Origin of the sequence: Pseudoalteromonas aliena, from assembly GCF_038155085.1 — a bacterium.
GTDB classification, from domain to species: Bacteria; Pseudomonadota; Gammaproteobacteria; order Enterobacterales; family Alteromonadaceae; genus Pseudoalteromonas; species Pseudoalteromonas aliena_A.
Genome location: NZ_JBAKAU010000003.1, coordinates 194175 through 213479 on the forward strand (window position 1 = coordinate 194175; position 19305 = coordinate 213479).

The 19305-nt window shown below is 39.6% G+C and carries 19 protein-coding genes; 9 read left to right on the plus strand and 10 right to left on the minus strand.

The window, feature by feature from the left end; all coding sequences use genetic code 11:
* Positions 1 to 151 precede the first annotated feature (151 nt).
* From epd to V6260_RS05165, 6 genes are all read left to right on the plus strand, one after another.
* Positions 152 to 1162, plus strand: a complete 1011-nt coding sequence (epd, locus tag V6260_RS05140) for an erythrose-4-phosphate dehydrogenase (RefSeq protein ID WP_341592986.1) — start codon at positions 152 to 154, stop codon at positions 1160 to 1162.
* Positions 1163 to 1228: 66 nt separating this feature from the next.
* Positions 1229 to 2404 carry a phosphoglycerate kinase gene (locus tag V6260_RS05145; protein ID WP_341592987.1) on the plus strand — a complete coding sequence of 392 codons (1176 nt, stop codon included), beginning with the start codon at positions 1229 to 1231 and terminating at the stop codon, positions 2402 to 2404.
* 202 nt (positions 2405 to 2606) lie between these two features.
* Positions 2607 to 3671, plus strand: a complete 1065-nt coding sequence (gene fba / locus V6260_RS05150; protein WP_341592988.1) for a class II fructose-bisphosphate aldolase — start codon at positions 2607 to 2609, stop codon at positions 3669 to 3671.
* 707 nt (positions 3672 to 4378) lie between these two features.
* The gene (gene phoB / locus V6260_RS05155) at positions 4379 to 5068 is read left to right on the plus strand and encodes a phosphate regulon transcriptional regulator PhoB (RefSeq protein ID WP_006791869.1); all 690 of its coding nucleotides are present in this window, start codon (positions 4379 to 4381) and stop codon (positions 5066 to 5068) included.
* Positions 5069 to 5133: 65 nt separating this feature from the next.
* The gene (phoR, locus tag V6260_RS05160) at positions 5134 to 6441 is read left to right on the plus strand and encodes a phosphate regulon sensor histidine kinase PhoR (RefSeq protein ID WP_341592989.1); all 1308 of its coding nucleotides are present in this window, start codon (positions 5134 to 5136) and stop codon (positions 6439 to 6441) included.
* Between the two features lie 115 nt (positions 6442 to 6556).
* Positions 6557 to 7525, plus strand: coding sequence for a phosphate ABC transporter substrate-binding protein PstS family protein (locus V6260_RS05165; protein WP_341592990.1), 969 nt, complete (start codon positions 6557 to 6559; stop codon positions 7523 to 7525).
* Between the two features lie 70 nt (positions 7526 to 7595).
* Here the strand turns inward: V6260_RS05165 and V6260_RS05170 are convergent, their stop codons facing one another.
* The 8 genes from V6260_RS05170 to sfsA all read right to left on the minus strand — a co-directional run bounded on the left by V6260_RS05170 (position 7596) and on the right by sfsA (position 14024).
* On the minus strand, positions 7596 to 7832 hold the full coding sequence (locus V6260_RS05170) for a hypothetical protein (protein WP_341592991.1): 237 nt from the start codon (positions 7830 to 7832) through the stop codon (positions 7596 to 7598).
* 33 nt (positions 7833 to 7865) lie between these two features.
* The gene (gene panC / locus V6260_RS05175) at positions 7866 to 8714 is read right to left on the minus strand and encodes a pantoate--beta-alanine ligase (RefSeq protein ID WP_341592992.1); all 849 of its coding nucleotides are present in this window, start codon (positions 8712 to 8714) and stop codon (positions 7866 to 7868) included.
* Entirely contained in the window at positions 8714 to 9508 is a 795-nt protein-coding gene (gene panB, locus V6260_RS05180) for a 3-methyl-2-oxobutanoate hydroxymethyltransferase (RefSeq protein ID WP_341592993.1), read from the minus strand. The genes panC and panB overlap by 1 nt, the downstream gene beginning before the upstream one ends.
* 30 nt (positions 9509 to 9538) lie before the next feature.
* Entirely contained in the window at positions 9539 to 10024 is a 486-nt protein-coding gene (gene folK / locus V6260_RS05185) for a 2-amino-4-hydroxy-6-hydroxymethyldihydropteridine diphosphokinase (protein ID WP_341592994.1), read from the minus strand.
* Between the two features lie 4 nt (positions 10025 to 10028).
* Complete coding sequence (pcnB, locus tag V6260_RS05190; RefSeq protein ID WP_341593075.1) at positions 10029 to 11444, minus strand: polynucleotide adenylyltransferase PcnB; 1416 nt, start codon at positions 11442 to 11444, stop codon at positions 10029 to 10031.
* A 174-nt stretch (positions 11445 to 11618) separates the two neighbouring features.
* Positions 11619 to 12533 (minus strand): tRNA glutamyl-Q(34) synthetase GluQRS, encoded by a 915-nt coding sequence (gluQRS, locus tag V6260_RS05195; protein ID WP_341592995.1) that lies wholly within the window; start codon positions 12531 to 12533, stop codon positions 11619 to 11621.
* Positions 12534 to 12553: 20 nt separating this feature from the next.
* The gene (gene dksA, locus V6260_RS05200; RefSeq protein WP_341592996.1) at positions 12554 to 12997 is read right to left on the minus strand and encodes an RNA polymerase-binding protein DksA; all 444 of its coding nucleotides are present in this window, start codon (positions 12995 to 12997) and stop codon (positions 12554 to 12556) included.
* A gap of 307 nt (positions 12998 to 13304) precedes the next feature.
* On the minus strand, positions 13305 to 14024 hold the full coding sequence (gene sfsA / locus V6260_RS05205; protein WP_341592997.1) for a DNA/RNA nuclease SfsA: 720 nt from the start codon (positions 14022 to 14024) through the stop codon (positions 13305 to 13307).
* 112 nt (positions 14025 to 14136) lie between these two features.
* Here sfsA and pepB point away from each other — a divergent pair, with 112 nt between their 5' ends.
* On the plus strand, positions 14137 to 15432 hold the full coding sequence (pepB, locus tag V6260_RS05210) for an aminopeptidase PepB (RefSeq protein ID WP_341592998.1): 1296 nt from the start codon (positions 14137 to 14139) through the stop codon (positions 15430 to 15432).
* 183 nt (positions 15433 to 15615) lie between these two features.
* Positions 15616 to 16182 carry a phosphoribosyltransferase gene (locus V6260_RS05215; RefSeq protein WP_007377478.1) on the plus strand — a complete coding sequence of 189 codons (567 nt, stop codon included), beginning with the start codon at positions 15616 to 15618 and terminating at the stop codon, positions 16180 to 16182.
* Positions 16183 to 16309: 127 nt separating this feature from the next.
* On the opposite strand, the gene V6260_RS05220 is transcribed toward V6260_RS05215, so the two are convergent.
* Positions 16310 to 16966: a Crp/Fnr family transcriptional regulator gene (locus tag V6260_RS05220; protein WP_002962665.1), complete on the minus strand. Its 657-nt coding sequence runs from the start codon at positions 16964 to 16966 to the stop codon at positions 16310 to 16312.
* A 288-nt stretch (positions 16967 to 17254) separates the two neighbouring features.
* On the opposite strand from V6260_RS05220, the gene V6260_RS05225 reads away from it, so the two are divergent.
* On the plus strand, positions 17255 to 17491 hold the full coding sequence (locus tag V6260_RS05225; RefSeq protein ID WP_341592999.1) for a uroporphyrinogen decarboxylase: 237 nt from the start codon (positions 17255 to 17257) through the stop codon (positions 17489 to 17491).
* Between the two features lie 50 nt (positions 17492 to 17541).
* On the opposite strand, the gene V6260_RS05230 is transcribed toward V6260_RS05225, so the two are convergent.
* Positions 17542 to 19218 (minus strand): amidohydrolase, encoded by a 1677-nt coding sequence (locus tag V6260_RS05230; RefSeq protein ID WP_341593000.1) that lies wholly within the window; start codon positions 19216 to 19218, stop codon positions 17542 to 17544.
* Between the last annotated feature and the right edge of the window lie 87 nt (positions 19219 to 19305).

The following is a 19305-nucleotide window of genomic DNA, read 5'->3' on the forward strand; positions in this document are numbered from 1 at the left end:
CAAAAGTAGCAAGGCAATTAAGCTACTTTTGGGTTAATTTAAAGTTTCTAATCGCTCCCTCTTATAATAATGTGTAAGGTCGATTACAATACAGACATCTAAAAGGCATATTGCCTTTATCTGCACGTAACTAGAGTGGATTTTATATTTCATGGCAATCAAACTTGCAATTAATGGTTTTGGTCGTATTGGTCGAAATATTGTCCGCGCGTTATACGAGTCAGGTTTAAGCGACGAGATTAAAATTGTTGCGATTAACGAACTTGCTGACCCTGAAGCTATTGCTCATTTATTAAAATACGACACATCCCACGGTCGTTTTTCTTTTCCTGTAAAACTTGGTGAAGACACCATCAATGTTGCAGGCGATACCATTGCACTTTTTTGTGAAGAAAACCCAGTAGAATTACCTTGGCAAACCCTTGATATAGATGTAGTACTTGAATGTACTGGTGTTTATCATTCGCGTGAACACGCACAGCTACACATTATAGCGGGCGCTAAAAAGGTGTTGTTTTCGCATCCGGCTGATAACGACGTAGATGCCACTATTGTTTACGGCATAAACGACGATGAGCTTAAAAGCGAGCACACTATTGTATCTAACGGCTCGTGTACCACAAACTGTGTGGTACCCGTAATTAAAGTATTAGATGATGCGTTTAGTATTGAGTCGGGCGCTATTACTACTATTCATGCGTCGATGAACGATCAACAAGTAATAGATGCGTATCATCATGATTTACGCCGTACTCGCGCTGCGAGTCAGTCTATTATTCCGGTAGATACAAAGCTTGCCCGTGGTATAGACCGTATTTTGCCTAAATTTAAAGGTCGCTTTGAAGCGATTGCGGTGCGTGTACCAACGATTAACGTAACGGCGATGGACTTAAGCGTAACGGTTAACGCAGATGTTGATTTAAATGCAGTAAATAATGCACTTAAAGCACAGGCAAAAGATCGCTTAGAAGGTATTTTAAGTTATACCGAAGAGCCGCTTGTATCGGTTGATTTTAATCACGACCCGCATTCTTGTATTATTGATGGCACGCAGACACGAGTTAGTCATAAAAGGCTGATAAAGTTACTTGTTTGGTGCGACAATGAGTGGGGTTTTGCCAATCGCATGCTAGATACAGCGCGTGAGATGATGGCTAAGTAAACGTATTTTATAATAATTTTAAAATTTATTTTTCAGGTTCAAGTATCGTTAACTAAGGAGATGTTCATGTCGGTCATAAAAATGGCAGATTTAGATTTAAACGGCAAGCGCGTATTAATTCGTGAAGATTTAAATGTACCAGTGAAAGCAGGTAAAGTGACGTCAGATGCGCGTATTCGTGCTGCACTGCCTACTATTAAATTAGCGCTTGAAAAAGGCGCTAAAGTAATGGTTATGTCACACCTTGGCCGCCCTACAGAAGGGGAATACGATGATGAGTTTTCACTTGCCCCTGTAGCTGATTACCTAAACGATGCCCTAGAGCAAAATGTACGCCTTGAAAAAGATTACCTAAACGGCGTTGAAGTTGCTGGTAACGAAGTCGTTGTGTTTGAAAACGTACGCTTTAACAAAGGCGAAAAGAAGAACGATGAAGCGTTATCAAAACAACTTGCAGCACTGTGTGATGTATATGTAATGGATGCATTTGGTACGGCTCACCGTGCACAAGCCTCTACACATGGCGTTGGCTTATTTGCCGATGTAGCATGTGCTGGCCCTTTACTTTCAGCTGAGCTTGAAGCATTAGGTAAAGCACTTGATAACCCTGCTCGCCCATTAGTGGCTATTGTTGGTGGTTCTAAAGTATCAACTAAATTAACTGTTTTAGACTCGCTTTCAACGATTGTTGATCAGCTAGTAACAGGCGGCGGTATTGCTAATACCTTTATTGCAGCTGCGGGTCACCCGGTCGGTAAATCACTTTATGAAGCTGATTTAATGGATGAAGCAAATCGTTTATGTGCAGCAGCTAAAGAAAACGATGGCGAAATTCCGGTTCCTACCGATGTTGTAGTAGGTAATGAGTTTTCAGACTCAGCTGTTGCTACGCTTAAAGATGTAAGCGAAGTGACAAGCGACGATATGATTTTTGATATTGGCCCAGATACAGCCAGCCAACTTGCTAAAATTATAGCAAATGCAGGTACTGTAGTTTGGAATGGCCCTGTTGGCGTATTTGAGTTTGATCAGTTTGGTAATGGCACGCGTGCTATTGCTCAAGCTATTGCAAATTCAAAAGCGTTTTCAATTGCTGGTGGCGGTGATACCTTAGCTGCAATTGATAAATACGGCATTGCCGATAAAGTTTCTTACATTTCTACCGGTGGTGGTGCGTTCTTAGAGTTTTTAGAAGGAAAAAAACTTCCAGCAGTAGAAATGCTAGAGTCACGCGCTAAATAAATTTATTTAGCCGTGTAAGGTGAGGGGGAAACCCTCGCCAACAATTAGTTATTAAATACCTCTCACCCTAATTTAATAATTAATTTTGACGGAACTTTGCTGCTAAATAGTGATTTTTCGTGGTGTTATTTAAACGCTAAACTAACAAATCCGTTCAAACTAGATGGTAGGAGACTGCTGTCGATAAATTGGAGAATACCCAATGGCTTTAATCAGTATGCGACAACTTTTAGATCATGCAGCTGAACATGGTTACGGCGTACCTGCCTTTAACGTGAATAACCAAGAGCAAATGCGCGCAATAATGGAAGCGGCTGATAAAACCAACAGCCCAGTAATTGTTCAAGGATCAGCAGGCGCACGTGCTTATGCTGGTGCTCCATTTATTCGTCACATGATTTTAGCAGCCGTTGAAGAATGGCCACATATCCCCGTTGTAATGCACCAAGATCACGGCACTTCACCTGGTATTTGCCAACGTTCAATTCAACTAGGTTTTTCATCTGTAATGATGGATGGCTCATTAATGAGCGATGGTAAAACCCCTTCAAGCTACGAATACAATGTAGAAGTAACACGCGAAACTGTTGCGATGGCGCACGCGTGTGGCGTATCGGTTGAAGGCGAGTTAGGTGTACTTGGCTCACTTGAAACAGGTGAAGCTGGCGAAGAAGATGGTGTAGGCGCAGAAGGTAAACTAACTACGGATCAAATGCTTACCGACCCTGAAGAAGCTGCAGACTTTGTAAATAAAACCCATGTAGATGCGCTGGCTATTGCTTGTGGTACATCGCACGGGGCTTACAAATTTACGCGCCCGCCAACAGATGATATTTTAGCAATTGATCGTATTAAAGAGATCCACGCACGTATTCCTGATACGCATTTAGTAATGCATGGATCGTCGTCTGTACCACAAGAGTGGTTAGAGATCATAAATCAATACGGTGGCGAAATTCCTGAAACTTACGGTGTACCAGTAGAGCAAATTGTAGAAGGTATTAAGTTTGGCGTTCGTAAGGTAAATATAGATACAGACCTACGCTTAGCTTCTACTGGTGCTATTCGCCGTCATATGGCGCTTAACCCATCTAACTTTGACCCGCGAAAATACTTAGCAGAAGCTACAAAAGCGATGACAGAGATTTGTGTAGCGCGTTACAACTCGTTCGGCACAGCAGGACAGGCAAGTAAAATTAAGCCAATTTCACTTGATGAAATGCACCTTAAATACTTAAGCGGTGAACTAGATCCAAAAATTAGATAATACGCTTTTATAAGCGATTCTTTCAAAAGCCAGTAACTTAGTTTCTGGCTTTTTTAATACCTATCAATTTTATTATGCTGAGATCACTGTATTACTAACCTGGTTATTTGGGATCACGCATTTACTAACATAGCCTTTTTCGGATCATTACTTTACTAAGCCAAATATACTTTAATGCTATTTTAGGCTCTGAGATAATTTGATCTTTGTTTTGTTAGTATAAAAAATCAACAGTTATGGCTTTAACTAGGTACAACTCTGATCTGAGGGTGGATCGGCTTAGTAAAAATCTGATCCTTTATTTTAGGCTTAGTAAAATTTAGATCTATTTTTAAACGTATTGATTGTTACACAGGCGGGTTTGTTGATTTTAAAATGGCTTTAAAGCTACTTTTAAACGATCGATCTGTAAAAGTATCTCGGTTAGTAAAGCAATGATCCCAGCTAGTTTAATATTATTTAGTGGTTTTAATAGTGATGCAAAAAAGATAATTTCAAAAGCGAGCTATTACATAAATTTATCGTAAATCTCTTTTTACTACGTTAAATATTAAAAAGGTTTTAAAAATATGATGTTAATAATATTTTTTGTCACTAATTTGTGTTTTTTTTACCACCATTTTAATTTACACGTTACACTTTCATAAAAATGTCATACTTAGTCATAATAATGAAAACTAATTCGATAGCGTAAGAGATAAATTGGAATGTCACGTAAAGTACTAGTCGTAGATGACGAAGCTCCTATTAGGGAGATGTTGGTTTTTGTTTTAGAGCAAAATGGATTTCAAGCAATTGAAGCAGAAGATTACGACTCTGCTATTGCAGCTATGGTTGAACCTTACCCAGATATGGTTTTACTTGATTGGATGTTACCTGGTGGAAGCGGTATCCAAATTGCTAAAAAGTTTAAGCAAAACGAACATACCCGCCAAATTCCAATTATTATGCTTACAGCTCGTGGCGAAGAAGAGGACAAAGTACGGGGCCTAGAAGTAGGTGCTGACGATTACGTGACTAAACCGTTCTCTCCTAAAGAGCTTATGGCGCGTATAAAAGCAGTTATTCGCCGTGTATCGCCAACCTCATTAGAAGAAGCTATTGAAGTACATGGCCTGCGTTTAGACCCTATTTCGCATCGTGTTACCTCAGAAGGTAACGAGCTTGATATGGGGCCAACCGAATTTAGATTACTGCACTTTTTTATGACTCACCCTGAGCGTGTATATAGCCGTGAACAACTGCTTGACCATGTATGGGGAACTAACGTTTACGTAGAAGATCGCACGGTTGATGTGCACATTCGTCGTCTGCGTAAAGCAATTGGCCCACTTGGACATGACCGTTTGGTGCAAACTGTACGTGGTGCTGGGTATCGTTTTTCAAGTAAGCTGTGATCAGCTTATAGCTTAGCTAATGTATGAAATACGTATGTATTACTACTCTAAGGTAAAGTGAGTGTATGTATCGAGTTGTTAATAAACAGGCGTTAGTAAAGCGTCTGTTTATCTATTTTTTACCCTTACTATTAATTGGCGTGCTAGTTGGCGCGCCATTTTTGCTTTTATTTTTAGGATCATTTTCCTTACTTATTTGGCACTACCACCAACTTTATCGTTTGAGCGATTGGCTACTTAATCAGCGCAGCTTTAACCCTCCAGAGGGGGAGGGTGCGTGGGAGCAAGTGTTTGAAGGTATTTATCATCTACAGCACCGTAATCGAAAAAAACGTAATGAGCTTGCAGATTTAATTCGTCGCTTTCGTGATGGAGCTGAAGCGGTACCTGATGCGGTTGTGGTATTACAAAACGATTTAAGTATTGTCTGGTGTAATCAATTAGCCCTTAAGGTGCTTGGTTTGCAGTGGCCAACCGATCATGGTCAGCGTCTTGATAATTTAATTCGCGAACCGAAGTTTGCTAAATATATGCACAAAGGTGAATTTGACGATCCGCTTGAGCTGGATAACGGTCATAGTATTGAGCAGGTACTTGAGTTTAGGGTAATGCCTTATGCAAGCACGCAGCTTATGGTTGTGGTGCGAGATGTGACGCGCTTAAAACAGCTTGAACAAATGCGCAAAGACTTTGTCGCCAATGTTTCGCATGAACTACGTACACCGCTTACCGTGGTTACTGGGTATCTTGAGATGATGGATGGCGACATGATGCCGCCGCCAGCAATGTGGAACAAAGCGCAAAATACCATGCTTGAGCAGTGCAAGCGCATGGACAGCTTAGTCAGCCAATTATTATCGCTTTCGCGTATTGAAGGTGCGCGGCGCCAAGATAACGATAAAGCTATAAATGTGCCGCAATTACTTGGTTATATTCACACTGAAGCAAACTCAATTAATCAAGACAAAGGCCACGAACTGATTTTTGATATTGATAAAACTCTTGATATTAAAGGCTCTGAGGATGAACTGCGTAGTGCGTTTTCTAATTTAGTATTCAATGCAATTCATTACACAAAACCAGGCGGTAAAGTAGAAGTATCCTGGCAGCGCAAAAACAATAAAGCGTGTTTTAGTGTTACTGATAATGGCGATGGTATTGCGCCTGAGCATATTAACCGATTAACTGAACGTTTTTATCGTGTTGATAAAGCTCGCAGTAGAACAACAGGTGGCTCAGGCTTAGGGCTTGCTATTACAAAACATGTGTTAACTCGTCACGATAGTAAATTAAATATTAGCAGTGAAGTTAACAAGGGTTCGTGTTTTTCTTTTGAATTTTCAATAGATAAGATAGTTTCGCTGACTAAATAATTAAGCTAATAGATCAAGTCATAAAAGTGTCATTTAAGAGTAATGTAACTGTCATGTACTCACTTTAGAGTGGGCAGCAGTTAGAAAATGGAACGAACAAACCGGAGAACTCTACATGAAATTTAAAAACTTAGTTGCCGCAATGGGTGTGGCTGTTACAACTTTCGTATCTACACAAGCAGTTGCTCTAGATCAAAATATCCCTGAGTATCAAAAAATTAGTGGCGTTTCAGGTAACTTTTCATCAGTAGGTTCTGACACTTTAGCCAACATGATGACGTTTTGGGCTGAAGAGTACAAACGTATTTACCCAAATGTAAATATTCAAATTCAAGCAGCAGGTTCTTCTACTGCTCCACCGGCACTCACCGAAGGAACAGCTAACCTGGGCCCAATGAGCCGTAAAATGAAATCTAAAGAAATTGAAGCGTTTGAAAAACGTTACGGTTACAAGCCAACAGAAGTTCGCGTAGCTATTGATGCACTTGCTGTATTTGTACATAAAGATAACCCAATTGAAGGCCTTCGTATTGATCAAGTAGATGCTATCTTTTCATCTACTCGTAAATGTGGCGCACCAGAGCAAGTTAATCGTTGGAGCGATGTTGGTCTAACAGGTGATTGGGCAGCTAAAGACGTGCAACTTTACGGACGCAACTCAGTATCAGGTACGTATGGTTACTTTAAAAAGAAAGCACTTTGTAAAGGTGATTTCCGTAATAACGTAAATGAGCAACCGGGTTCTGCATCAGTAGTACAGTCAATTTCATCTTCGTTAAATGCAATTGGTTACTCTGGTATCGGTTATAAAACATCGGGTGTACGCACGGTGCCGCTAGCTAAAAAAGGCGATAACTTTGTTGATGCAACACTTGATAACGTTGCGCAAGGTAAGTATCCGTTATCTCGCTTTTTATATCTTTATGTGAATAAACACCCAAATAAGCCGTTGTCTCCAATGGAAGCGCAGTTCTTAAAAATGGTACTTTCAAAAGATGGTCAGCAAATTGTAGAAAAAGATGGTTATGTACCGCTTTCTGCAAAGTTAGTAGAAACCGAACTTAAGAAGCTTGGTTTAAATTAATAAACTATAAGCAATAAAAAACCGCTCATTGAGCGGTTTTTTTGTGCCTAAAACTAAAAACTTTAAGGAATTAAATATTACCTAATTTTTCGGCTTGTGCTTTACATTGATTATAGCTCTCAACACATTTTGCAGAGCATACTTGTTGCTTTAAGCCCTCAGCAGTTGTTTGCTGTTCACAACTACTTTCACACTGGTAGTTTTGTTGAGCACACTGATTCATTTCAGGGTTTTCTACTTGGTTTTGACAACCTGCTAATAGTGAAAAAGTAAGGGCGACTACGCTTGTTTTTATTAAAGTGTGCATGCTTCTTATCCTTAAAATGGAGTCGCAATAATATTAAATTTCGACTTGAATATTGTCGATCAATCTAACACCACCAAAATAGGCTGCGGCTAAAATAACAAATTGAGTATCTTCGATTGTAGCAGTTTTTAATGTATCTCGTTGAGCAATCTCAAAATAGTCTGGCTTTAGGCCAGCTTGCTCTAAGCTCTGTTTAGCTGAGCTTTCAAGTTTTACGAAGTCTTTTTCGCCATTTTTAAGTTGCTCAGCGCATGTATTAAGTGCTTTAAATAATACGGTTGCAGTCGCTTTTTGTTCATCAGATAAGTAACCATTACGCGAGCTCATAGCAAGGCCAGAAACATCTCGCATTGTAGGTACACCAATAATTTCGACCGGAATTGATAGGTCGCACGCCATGGTTTTAATTACTTGCAGTTGCTGAAAATCTTTTTCACCAAAGCAGGCGTAATCTGGTTGTACAAGGTTAAATAATTTTGTAACTACCGTGGCAACGCCTCTAAAGTGACCAGGGCGTGAGCCACCACAGTAACCTAATGAAATATCAGGCACATCAACAAAGCTTTGTGCGCCAAGTCCATTTGGATAAATTGTCTCTACGCTTGGGGTAAATACAATATCAGTGCCTAGTTCTGCAAGGCCTTGTTTATCTTCGCTTAATGTACGAGGATAGTTATCTAAATCTTCGTTTTCACCAAATTGCATTGGGTTTACAAAAATACTCACAACGACTTTGTCGGCTAAGTTTTTTGCTTTTTCTACTAGCGAAAAATGCCCACGGTGCAAGTTGCCCATCGTTGGCACAAGTGCCACGCTAAGACCCGCTTGTCGCCATGCTTTAATTTGACTACGTAACGATTTGATTTCAGTAATTGACTGCATTATTTAAACTCGTGTTCAGCGCTTGGAAATGCGCCATTTTTAACGTCTGTACAATACTTTTGAACGGCTGCAGGCATATTGCCTGTTTCGAGCAAAAAGTTTTTAGAAAATTTAGGAATGTAACCTGCCGAAATACCAACAAGGTCATGCATTACTAGTATTTGGCCGTCAGTTAAACTGCCAGCACCAATACCAATAGTTGGAATGCTAAGTGCGTCTGTAATGCGTTTTGCCAATGCACTTGGAATACATTCAAGTACTAATAATTGCGCGCCAGCAGCTTCAAGTGCTTTCGCGTCATCAATCATTTTTTGTGCTTTATCTTCTTCGCGACCTTGTATTTTAAAGCCACCAAATACATGAACAGATTGCGGTGTGAGCCCTAAATGTCCGCAAACTGGTATACCTTGTTGAGTAAGCATTTTAATGCTCTCGTAAAGCCATTCTCCGCCTTCAAGCTTAATCATGTTTGCGCCAGCGCGCATAAGCTCAGCTGCATTTTTACAGGTATCATTAACGCTTGAGTAGGTCATAAAAGGTAAGTCAGCAATTACAAATAATTCACGGCTACCAGCGCGTACACAGCGGGTATGATATGCAATATCTTGGTTAGTTACGCCAAGGGTGTCATTGCCACCTTGTAGCACCATACCTAAAGAGTCGCCCACTAAAATAACTTCAACGCCGTTATCATGAAATAACTTTGCAAAACTAGCGTCGTAGGCTGTTAATGCAGTAATTTTGTTATTTTCTGCTTTCATTTTATTTAAAGTAGAAACGGTTATTTTAGACATAATATCCTCGTAGGCAAAAGCCTAGGTTAATTACAGAGGTAATTGTTGTAAGTCGTTGAGCGGTAAATTATTTGCAATCGTTTTTAATGCAATGCCGCTAGGTAAAATAAGTTCAGGTGCAAGCTCTAGCAGTGGATAAACCACAAACTCGCGATCAGTCAAACCATAATGAGGCACGGTTAAACGCGCGGTATTTATAATTTTATCACCAAATAACAAGGTATCGATATCAAGTGTGCGTGGACCCCAACGCTCAGCTTTTCTTACTCGCCCATGCTCAAGCTCAATATTTTGTGTTAAATCAAGAAACTGCTCTGGCTCAAGGGTCGTTTTAATACACGCTACTGCATTGATATAGTCCGGTTGATCTTGTGGGCCCATAGGCTTACTTGCATAGTAATGCGATACGTTTATAAATTCACAATTAGGCAGCTTCTTAAGCGCGACCACCGCATTATCAAGCTGCTCTTTTGGTGAGTTTAGGTTGGCACCTAAACCCAAATAAACACAATGCATACTATTACTCAGTTGGCTTTTTAGTGGGACGGCGGCGTCTTCGCGGTTTGGGACCACCTTGATGACCTAAATTTTTAACCATTTCTTTTTGGCCATTTATATCTTTGCTTAAGTATTGTGTCCACCACTGAGCAAGCTCTGTATGCTGAGTTTCACCTGCATCTACGCGTAATAATAAAAAGTCGTAAGCGGCCTTAAAACGAGGCTGTTGCGTTAGCCTGTAAGCACGTTGGCCTGCGCGTTTATCCAAGCGATGTTGAATATGCCAAATATCGCGAGCGCCTAAAGTAAAACGCTTAGGAACTGCAATATGTTGTGAGTTATCACTCAATACTTTATTCATTGCTTGTGCAAAAGCATCGTACTCAGAGAGTTGCTCTTGGTTTTGAATCTTTTTAGTACGTTCAAGTAGCGGGAACCAAAGTAATGCAGCAAACACAAATGCTGGTGTTACTTTTTTATCTGCATTAATACGCTTATCCGTATTTTGAAACATTTTCTGAACAAATGTACTCTCAAGCCCATTAGGGCTTCTATCTAATATTTTATCAAGTTCAGGAAATAGTGATTTAAATAAACTGTATTTACGCAGCATTAAAAAGTTAGCTTCGGCTTTACCGTTTAAAAACAGTTTAAGAGTTTCTTCAAACAAACGTGCAGGTGGAATGTTATCAAGTAAGTTTGCTAAATCAGCTATAGGTTTTTCACTGTTTGGTGCAATAGCCATATCAAGTTTAGTGGCAAAACGTACTGCACGTAACATACGAACAGGGTCTTCGCGGTAACGCGTTTCAGGATCCCCAATTAACTCAATTTGTTTCGCCTTAATAGCAGCTAAGCCGTTGGCGTAATCGTGAATACTAAAATCTTTGATTGAGTAATAAAGTGCATTGATTGAAAAGTCACGACGCTCTGCATCTTCTTCAATGCTGCCAAATACGTTATCACGAAGTAATTGCCCTTCATCACTCGATTGGCTTATTTGGTTTTTATCTTCTTGTGCTTCGTGATGACCTCGCATAGTGGCTACTTCAATAATTTCACGACCAAACACAATGTGCGCTAGACGAAAGCGACGGCCTATAAGGCGACAATTTCTAAATAGCTTTTTTACTTGATCTGGTGTCGCATTAGTTACTACATCAAAATCTTTAGGTTGTTGGCCTAACAATATATCGCGAATACAACCACCAACTAGGTAGGCATCGTAACCACCGTCTTTTAAACGGTACAGCACTTTGATTGCATTTGGGCTAAATTGTTTGCGTGAAATACCATGCTCACCACGAGTGACAACAATAGGTTCACTGCTTACTGAGGCGCTTTGTGCACTGGTATTTGTGCCGATTATTTGTCGGCAAAATTGAAAAAGCTTGGAAATAATAGTCTGTCTCCTAGAAGGTGTTGATTGACTCACTATTGCAATCAAAAGTTACAGCACATAGGGGGTATAACCCAGTACAAGCTGATTTACGTAAATAGCATATATTTAGGCGGCTATCATATACCAGCAGGGTTTAAAAATTAAGTTGATGTGTTGAAATTAAGCCTTTTTTAATGATTTTTATTTACTTAAATGAGTAAATTAGATGGCTTAGCTAGTTGGATGTTGAGATATTTGTATTTCTGATGCTTGTGGTACCTGTTTTAGGCTAAAGTTTTTAATACCCCAATCGATTAATTGTTCAATATTTAAATCAATTAAATCCGCTATAACAGGCAATCCTAAAAACTTAAATGCACTAACTAAAGCAGGTTTTGGATTTTGTTGGCTGATGGCCGGAGCATAATTTTGTTTAGACAGTTTAAAACCAGGTTTGGTCACAGCTAAAGGTAAATGAGCAAATTCAGGCACAGGACTATTGAGTTGTTTGAACAGACTAATTTGCCGTGCGGTTGGCTCAATTAAGTCAGCTCCTCTGACAATTCGATTTATGCCTTGATCAATATCGTCTACAACCACAACAAGTTGATATGCAAATAAGCCATCACTACGTTTTATTAAGTAATCTTCGTGGGCAAGGGCACTATCGACTTCAACATTACCTTGAATTAAATCATTAAACTGAGTCGTTGGATGCTGCTGAGCTAAACGAAGTGCGCTGGATTGAGTGTTATGATTAAGGGCTTTGCAATGCCCTTGATAAATCCCGCCAATAGCCTTTATTTTTTTGCGAGTACAAGTACATCCATAAACAAGATTTTGTTTTAAAAGTGAATGGGTAATATCCTGATATAAAGGCAGACGCTGCGTTTGATATATAATAGATTCATCCCAGTAAAGGGCATAGGCTTGTAAGGTATTAAGAATATCTGAGTCGGCGTTTTTAATCACGCGCGTAGTGTCTATATCTTCTATTCGAACTAACCATTTTCCTTGATTAGCTTTTGCATCAAGGTAGCTACCCACAGCCGCCACAAGAGAGCCAAAATGAAGTGGCCCTGAAGGAGACGGTGCAAAACGACCGCGATAGTCACGCAAAGGCGTGGTAACGGCTGTAGGAGACATAGTTAATTAGTATTTGTTAATTAACCGCGTCCAGCTTGTTTTTCTTTGATTTCCGCAAGTGTTTTACAATCTACGCACAGATCGGCAGTTGGGCGCGCTTCTAAGCGGCGTATGCCAATTTCTATTCCACAAGATTCACAAAAGCCGAAATCGTCTTCTTTAATTAAATTAATGGTTTTTTCAATTTTTTTAATTAATTTGCGTTCGCGATCACGAGTACGAAGTTCTAGAGAGAACTCTTCTTCTTGTGCAGCGCGGTCAACTGGGTCAGGAAAGTTAGCAGCTTCGTCTTGCATGTGCGATTTAGTACGGTCAACTTCGTTACGTAAATCATTACGCCAAGCTTCTAAAATCGCTTTAAAATGAGCACGTTGTGCTTCATTCATGTACTCTTCGCCTGGTTTTTCTTGATATGGTTCTAAACCGGCTTGAGCCAATAAACCATGTTTCTTTTGGTCTGGCATAACTCTCTCCTAAATCCTTAATTTAATGCCTCAGCATTAGCCGGCGGTATAAATAACAGAATCTTATACCCTAGGCAAATTTATTTTTAATTAATTGAATTAGCTTTAACCATGATTACTGAGTAAAAGGCGTATTAATAGTTTATTTACACTTTTAATTAATTCACATATTCGCTTTCTAAAACTTGCCTTGTTATGCGGGCAAAAACTTTAAAAACAAGTTAATTGTTAAAATTCACTTTTATCACTTTCTATATTTTTACTTGCCTTGTAGATTACACTTAGCTTAATCTCTTGGTTTATTGCACTATTCTATAAATGCGATTCTTTCATTAAGTAAAATCTCATTAGCAGAAATAGTGGCTTTGTATGCTAATACTTCAACGCCGGCTATTATTGCTTGGCTTAATAACGTGGCGTATTTTTTATCAATATGTACTGCTGGACTCACGGTATTTACTCCTTCGTGCAAAACAGCGAAGAGTAATACTGCTCGGTGGCCTTGTTCGATCATTTCTATTAGTTCGCGAATATGTTTTTGTCCGCGTAGTGTTTGCGTATCAGGAAAGTAGCCTTGTCCACTTTGTGGTGCGTCTTCGCTTAATAATGTGACTGATTTAACTTCTACATAGCAATCAGGCTTACTTTTGTCTGTTAGTAAAAAGTCGATACGACTGTTTTCACTGCCGTACTTCACTTCGCTTTGCAATTGACTGTAGTCGAGTAGCTCGCTTATCACACTATTGTTTATTGCTTCTTCGACTACTTTATTAGCCACCGCTGTATTTACACAAATAAGCTGCGAAAAATTATTTTGCGTAAGCTCTAATGAATGCGGGTATTTTCGTTTTGCATTATTGCTCGTTGAATAAAAAGCAGCAAAACCTGGCTCAGCGCATCCTGTCATTTTACCTGTATTTGCACAGTGGGCGGTAAACTCGCTGCCATCACTTAATTGTAAATCAGCTAAAAAGCGTTTGTAGCGCTTTAATAATAAGGCTGGTTGCAGTGCTGGCTTGTACTTCATAATAACTTCCAAAAGTGAGTGGCGTGATTTATGTTATTTATCTTAAGCTGTTGGGAACTTAGGCGCTCTATAGTAAACTCGGTGGCACATTTAAGTGCAAGGGAATTCTAACATGAGTGAAAAATTTGTTGTTCAACTAAGCGAACAAGCAGCAGCGAGTCATTGGGGCGATAATGCGTCATTGTCTTTTAATGAGCGCGGTGCAACTGTTCATTTATCTGAGCAAGACACATTAAAAAATGTTCAAAAAGCAGGTCGTACTATTGCAAGCCAAGGCGTTAAAAATGTTGAATTAGCAGGTGATACTTGGTGTACAGAAAGCCAGTGGGCTTTTTACCAAGGCTTTGTAACACCAAAATCGTTAAACGGTGTTGAGTTTGTTGATAACGCACAATCAGATATTAAAGAACTTGCTCACTTAAAAACGTCAGCAATTTGGGCACGTGAAATGGTTAACGGTACTGCCGATGACATTTACCCAGAAAGCCTAGCTGAAAAAGCAGCTGAGTTTATTCAATCATTAGCGCCTGAACACGTAAGTTACCAAATTATTAAAGGTGATGCGTTATTAGAACAACAGTGGATTGGTATTCATGCAGTTGGTCGCGGTAGTGTTCGCCCACCAGTATTGCTTGAGCTTGATTACAATCCAACAGGCGACGAAAATGCACCAGTAAGTGCTGCCCTTGTAGGTAAAGGTATTACGTTTGACTCAGGTGGTTACTCAATTAAATCAAGCGAAGGTATGCTTGGTATGAAGTGTGATATGGGTGGGGCTGCAACAGTAACAGCAGGTTTAGCATTGGCTATTAACCGTGGTATTGAAAAACGTATTAAGCTGTTTTTATGTTGTGCTGAGAACTTAATTTCAGGTCATGCATACAAATTGGGTGACATTCTTACTTATAAAAATGGTACAACAGTTGAAATTGTAAACACTGATGCTGAAGGTCGCTTAGTACTTGCCGATGGCTTAATGGCAGCAGGAGAAACAGGGGCACCATTAATTATTGATGCCGCCACGTTAACGGGCGCTGCACTTGTTGCTGTTGGCCAAGAGTACAATGCACTATTTGCTCTTGATAAAGAACTTGTACGAGAAGTTGAGAGTTTTGCATCTCAAGAAATGGAAGCGGCTTGGCCACTGCCTCTTGAAAAATGGCATCAACAAAACTGCCCATCGCCTTATGCTGATACGGCAAATAGCCGAGCACAAAAGGGTGGCGGTTACGGCGGCGCATCGAATGCGGCCGGCTTTTTATCACGCTTTGTGCCAAACGATGGCAAAGGCTGGGTGCACATAGATTTAGCTGCTGCTTTTAATATGGGCAGTACAAGCCAATGGGCAGCGGGTGCAACAACTCAAGGCATACGTACGGTTGCTCGTACACTACAAGAAAAAGCATAGTATTTACTAAATTACGCTTTTTACACTAAAAATAGGCATCCTTGGGTGCCTACTTTTTAATTTACAGGCAAGCAATTTTATTTCATTTGCGGTAAAATCCGTCGCCAATACCTGTTTGAGTTTAATTTTTGCTTAACTCTAAGCTGCGCTCAAATCTTATATCCACCACTGGGGTTTCTAATTATGTCAGATAAGTGCTACATCACAGCTCAACAGCTGCTTGAAGATTCGTTCCGCGTAGCGGCACAAGTATACCAAGATGGCTTTCGTCCTGATTTTATTATTGGTATTTGGCGAGGTGGTGCTCCGATCGGTATTGCTGTCCAAGAGTATTACGATTACAAAGGCATTGAGACTGACCACATTGCAGTACGTACATCGTCTTATTACGGTATTGGTAAGCAGTCGAAAGAAATTAAAGTACACGGTTTGCATTACATTGTAGAGAACGCAAATGCAGGCGACTCGCTATTGATTGTTGATGATGTATTTGACTCTGGCCGTAGTATTGTTGCATTAAAAGAAAAGCTTTCTGAGCTTATGCGATTAAACTTGCCACGTGATATTCGTATTGCATGTCCTTATTACAAACCAAAAAACTCAAAAGTAGATACTGTTCCAGATTATTATATTCATGAATCTGAAGAGTGGTTAGTGTTTCCGCATGAACTATCGGGTTTAACACCGGATGAAATTATTGCTGGTAAATCTGATCTTGCGAAAATACACGATATTTTGTTAGAAAAGTAATTTACAAATATAACTAACTTGAATGGTGGTGGGTTAATTGCTTAACCAAAATTCAAGATAAATAAAAAGGCCGTAAAGGCCTTTTTTTGTGTTTTAAACTTAGTTTAAAACTAATTAAGAAATTAATTTAAAGCTGAGCAAAGCTATCCACGTACTCACTTAGCTTTGGTATATCGACTGCTTGTAAGCCATCGTTACTTCTAAGTACCAAGCCTTTTTCGACAAGCTCTGTAACAACACGTCTGTAGGCTCGCTCAGTGGTAGCAAAGCGTTCGGCCTCAGCATTTACAGTTGGGTAAGCTCTAAGTAGCGTAGGATTGTTGTTCTCGGCCCTTAGTAAGCAATCTTTAGCTATGTTATAGCTCAGTGGTAGTAGTAGCTTATCTAAATTGATTTTTTGATTTTCCTGAAATTTAGCCGCAATAGTTTGTGCGGTATATAAACTCAGTTCTGGTTTTTCAAGCAACAGAGCTCGCCAATGCCTCAATTCAATAAGATTATAAGTTACATCGCTAAAGCACGTTACCGTATAAATACACGGATTATTATTTAGCGCTTCTATTTCACCAATGAGGGTGTTGTTACAATCCAATTGCCCTAACAGCAGGCGTCGTCCATTACCTACGTCGTAGCTAAACGACACAGTGCCACTGCGTACAAGAACAAGCTTGCTTAAAGGCTGATCTTGATGGATCAGAACTTCTTTTTTTGATTGTTGATAGCTACTACCAGCAAAGGTTAAAAGCTGATCAACAAGGTAACTAGAAAAATGGTATTGAAACATCAATGTGCTCTTCGGACATTTGTCCTATTTATTACATCTTAATGACGATAGCATTAAGACACTAAGAATTTACGCTAACTTGCTACTAATACTATTAGCTTTGCTAAGAGTATTATTTTACCTTCATTTCCCGTGTAATGATTTAAGAAGTTGCTGGTATTTTCCGGCAAACTTTTTCAGGTTTTTTAAGCAAGTTAGCTTTTTTATTTTGTCGTAACTTTGCAATACTTATAAATGCTGTAATTTAGCAGTACATGTAATGCTAACCTAAAGGCTTGGAGAGAACAATTGAGTTGGGAATATTTAGGTTATATTGCATCAGCTTTATTGGTTGCATCGTTAACAATGACAGATGTAGTAAAACTTCGTTGGTACAATATGTTTGGCTGTATGGTATTTACAGCTTATGGTGTAGCCATTGGTGCAGTGCCTGTGATTTTTACCAACGGCTTATTGTCACTCGTAAATTTATATCACATTATAAAAATATATCGCCAACCAAAAGTTGAAGCGCCTAAAAGCTAAAACACTAGGCTGTAACTAAAAAGGTTAACTTGCGTTAACCTTAGTACGCTTTATTTATCGATAATATTTTTTTCTTTGTCGTACCTTTTTATTCCTGCTATCCATGTTTGTAACACATTCGTTTTATAAATCTCATCAACAGGTACTTTAAAGTAGTCTTTGTCGATTAAAATAAAGTCGGCCCATTTTCCTTGCTCCAAACTGCCAACTTTAAACTCTTGATGAGCAGCATAAGCGCCGCCTAAAGTAAATGCACGTAGTGCGTCTTCTCGGTTTAAAACTTCGCTTGCGCGCCAGCCGTTTTCCGGTCGTTTGTTATGGTCCATGCGAGTAATAGCTGAATACAAACCATCAAATGGATTTGCAAGCTCTACAGGATAGTCAGACCCTGCTGCAACAACAGACCCTTGCTTTAAAAATGTTTGCCAAGCGTAGGCCCCACTTAATTGTTTTTCAGTTAAACGCTGCTCTGCCATATGCATATCAGAGGTGGCATGCACTGGCTGCATTGAAGGGATTATTTTTAACGCTTTAAAGCGAGGGATGTCCTCAGGGGTTACAATTTGGGCATGCTCTATTCGGTTACGTAGTAATATTCCGCCCGTTTTTTTAAACACATTTTGATAGGCATCGAGCACTACCTTATTTGCTTTATCACCAATGGCATGGGTATTTGCGCTAAAGCCGCTTTTAAAGCTTTGTGTAAAGAGTGCTTCAAGTTTTTCTTGTGTTTCAAGCATTAAACCATTGTGGCCAGGTCTGTCTGCATATTCTTCAATAAGCGCGGCTCCACGAGAGCCCAGTGCGCCATCGGCGTAAACTTTGACACTGCGAATTTCCATAAAGTCGTTTTTGCCATGGTATCGACCTGCTTTTAACATCGTATCTAAATCAGGACTTGCACCACTTAGCATTGCCACAATACGTAATGGTAAATTACCAAGCTCACCGCGCTCTTTGTAAACCTCCCACGTTGTTTTATCAATGCCTGCATCGTGAGTAGAGGTAATGCCTAAACTTAATAAGTGCTTACCTGCTGCATCTAATGAGCCACTTATATCTTGTTTTGAAGGGGCTGGCATATGTTGGGTAATTAGCGATTCTGCTTTATCTACAAAAATGCCTGTAGGATTGCCAAATTCGTCTTTAATTATTTCACCGCCTTCAGGCGCTGTTGTTTCGGTGGTAATGCCTGCAAGTTCGAGTGCTTTTGAGTTAGCCCAGATAGCGTGACTATCAACCCGAGAAAGCACCACAGGTCGATCGCTAACTACTTTGTCTAAATCTTTAGCTGTAGGAAAGCGTGTATCAGCCCAAAGCTCTTGGTTCCAACCTCGCCCTATAATCCAACCCTGTTTGTTATCGGCAAATACCTTTAGTTTACTCGTTACCTCATCAACCGATATTGCACCGCGTACATCAAGTTGCGATAAATTGTCACCAAGGCCAATAACGTGCCCATGAGCATCGATTAAACCAGGGAGGAGTGTGTTGCCGTGAGCATTAATTAGTTTTGCATCTGGAAAGCTATTTTTAAGCTTCTCATTCCCTAGCTTTACAACTTTCCCGTCTTTTATAACCAAAGTAGAGAATTGTTGTACTTCACCTTTGTATAAAGGGGTATAACCATTGGCGTTATAAATTACTTTTGTTTGTGCAAGAGCGGAGTTTGAGCTTGTCAAAATACTCATAAGCAGAAGAGGTTTAGCTATTTTTTTGAGTAACATAAGGCATTATTTTTTATTGTTAGTTTACCCACATTAACAAACTTGATTTTATAATACCAATGAATTGATAGGCCTCATTTTAAGATT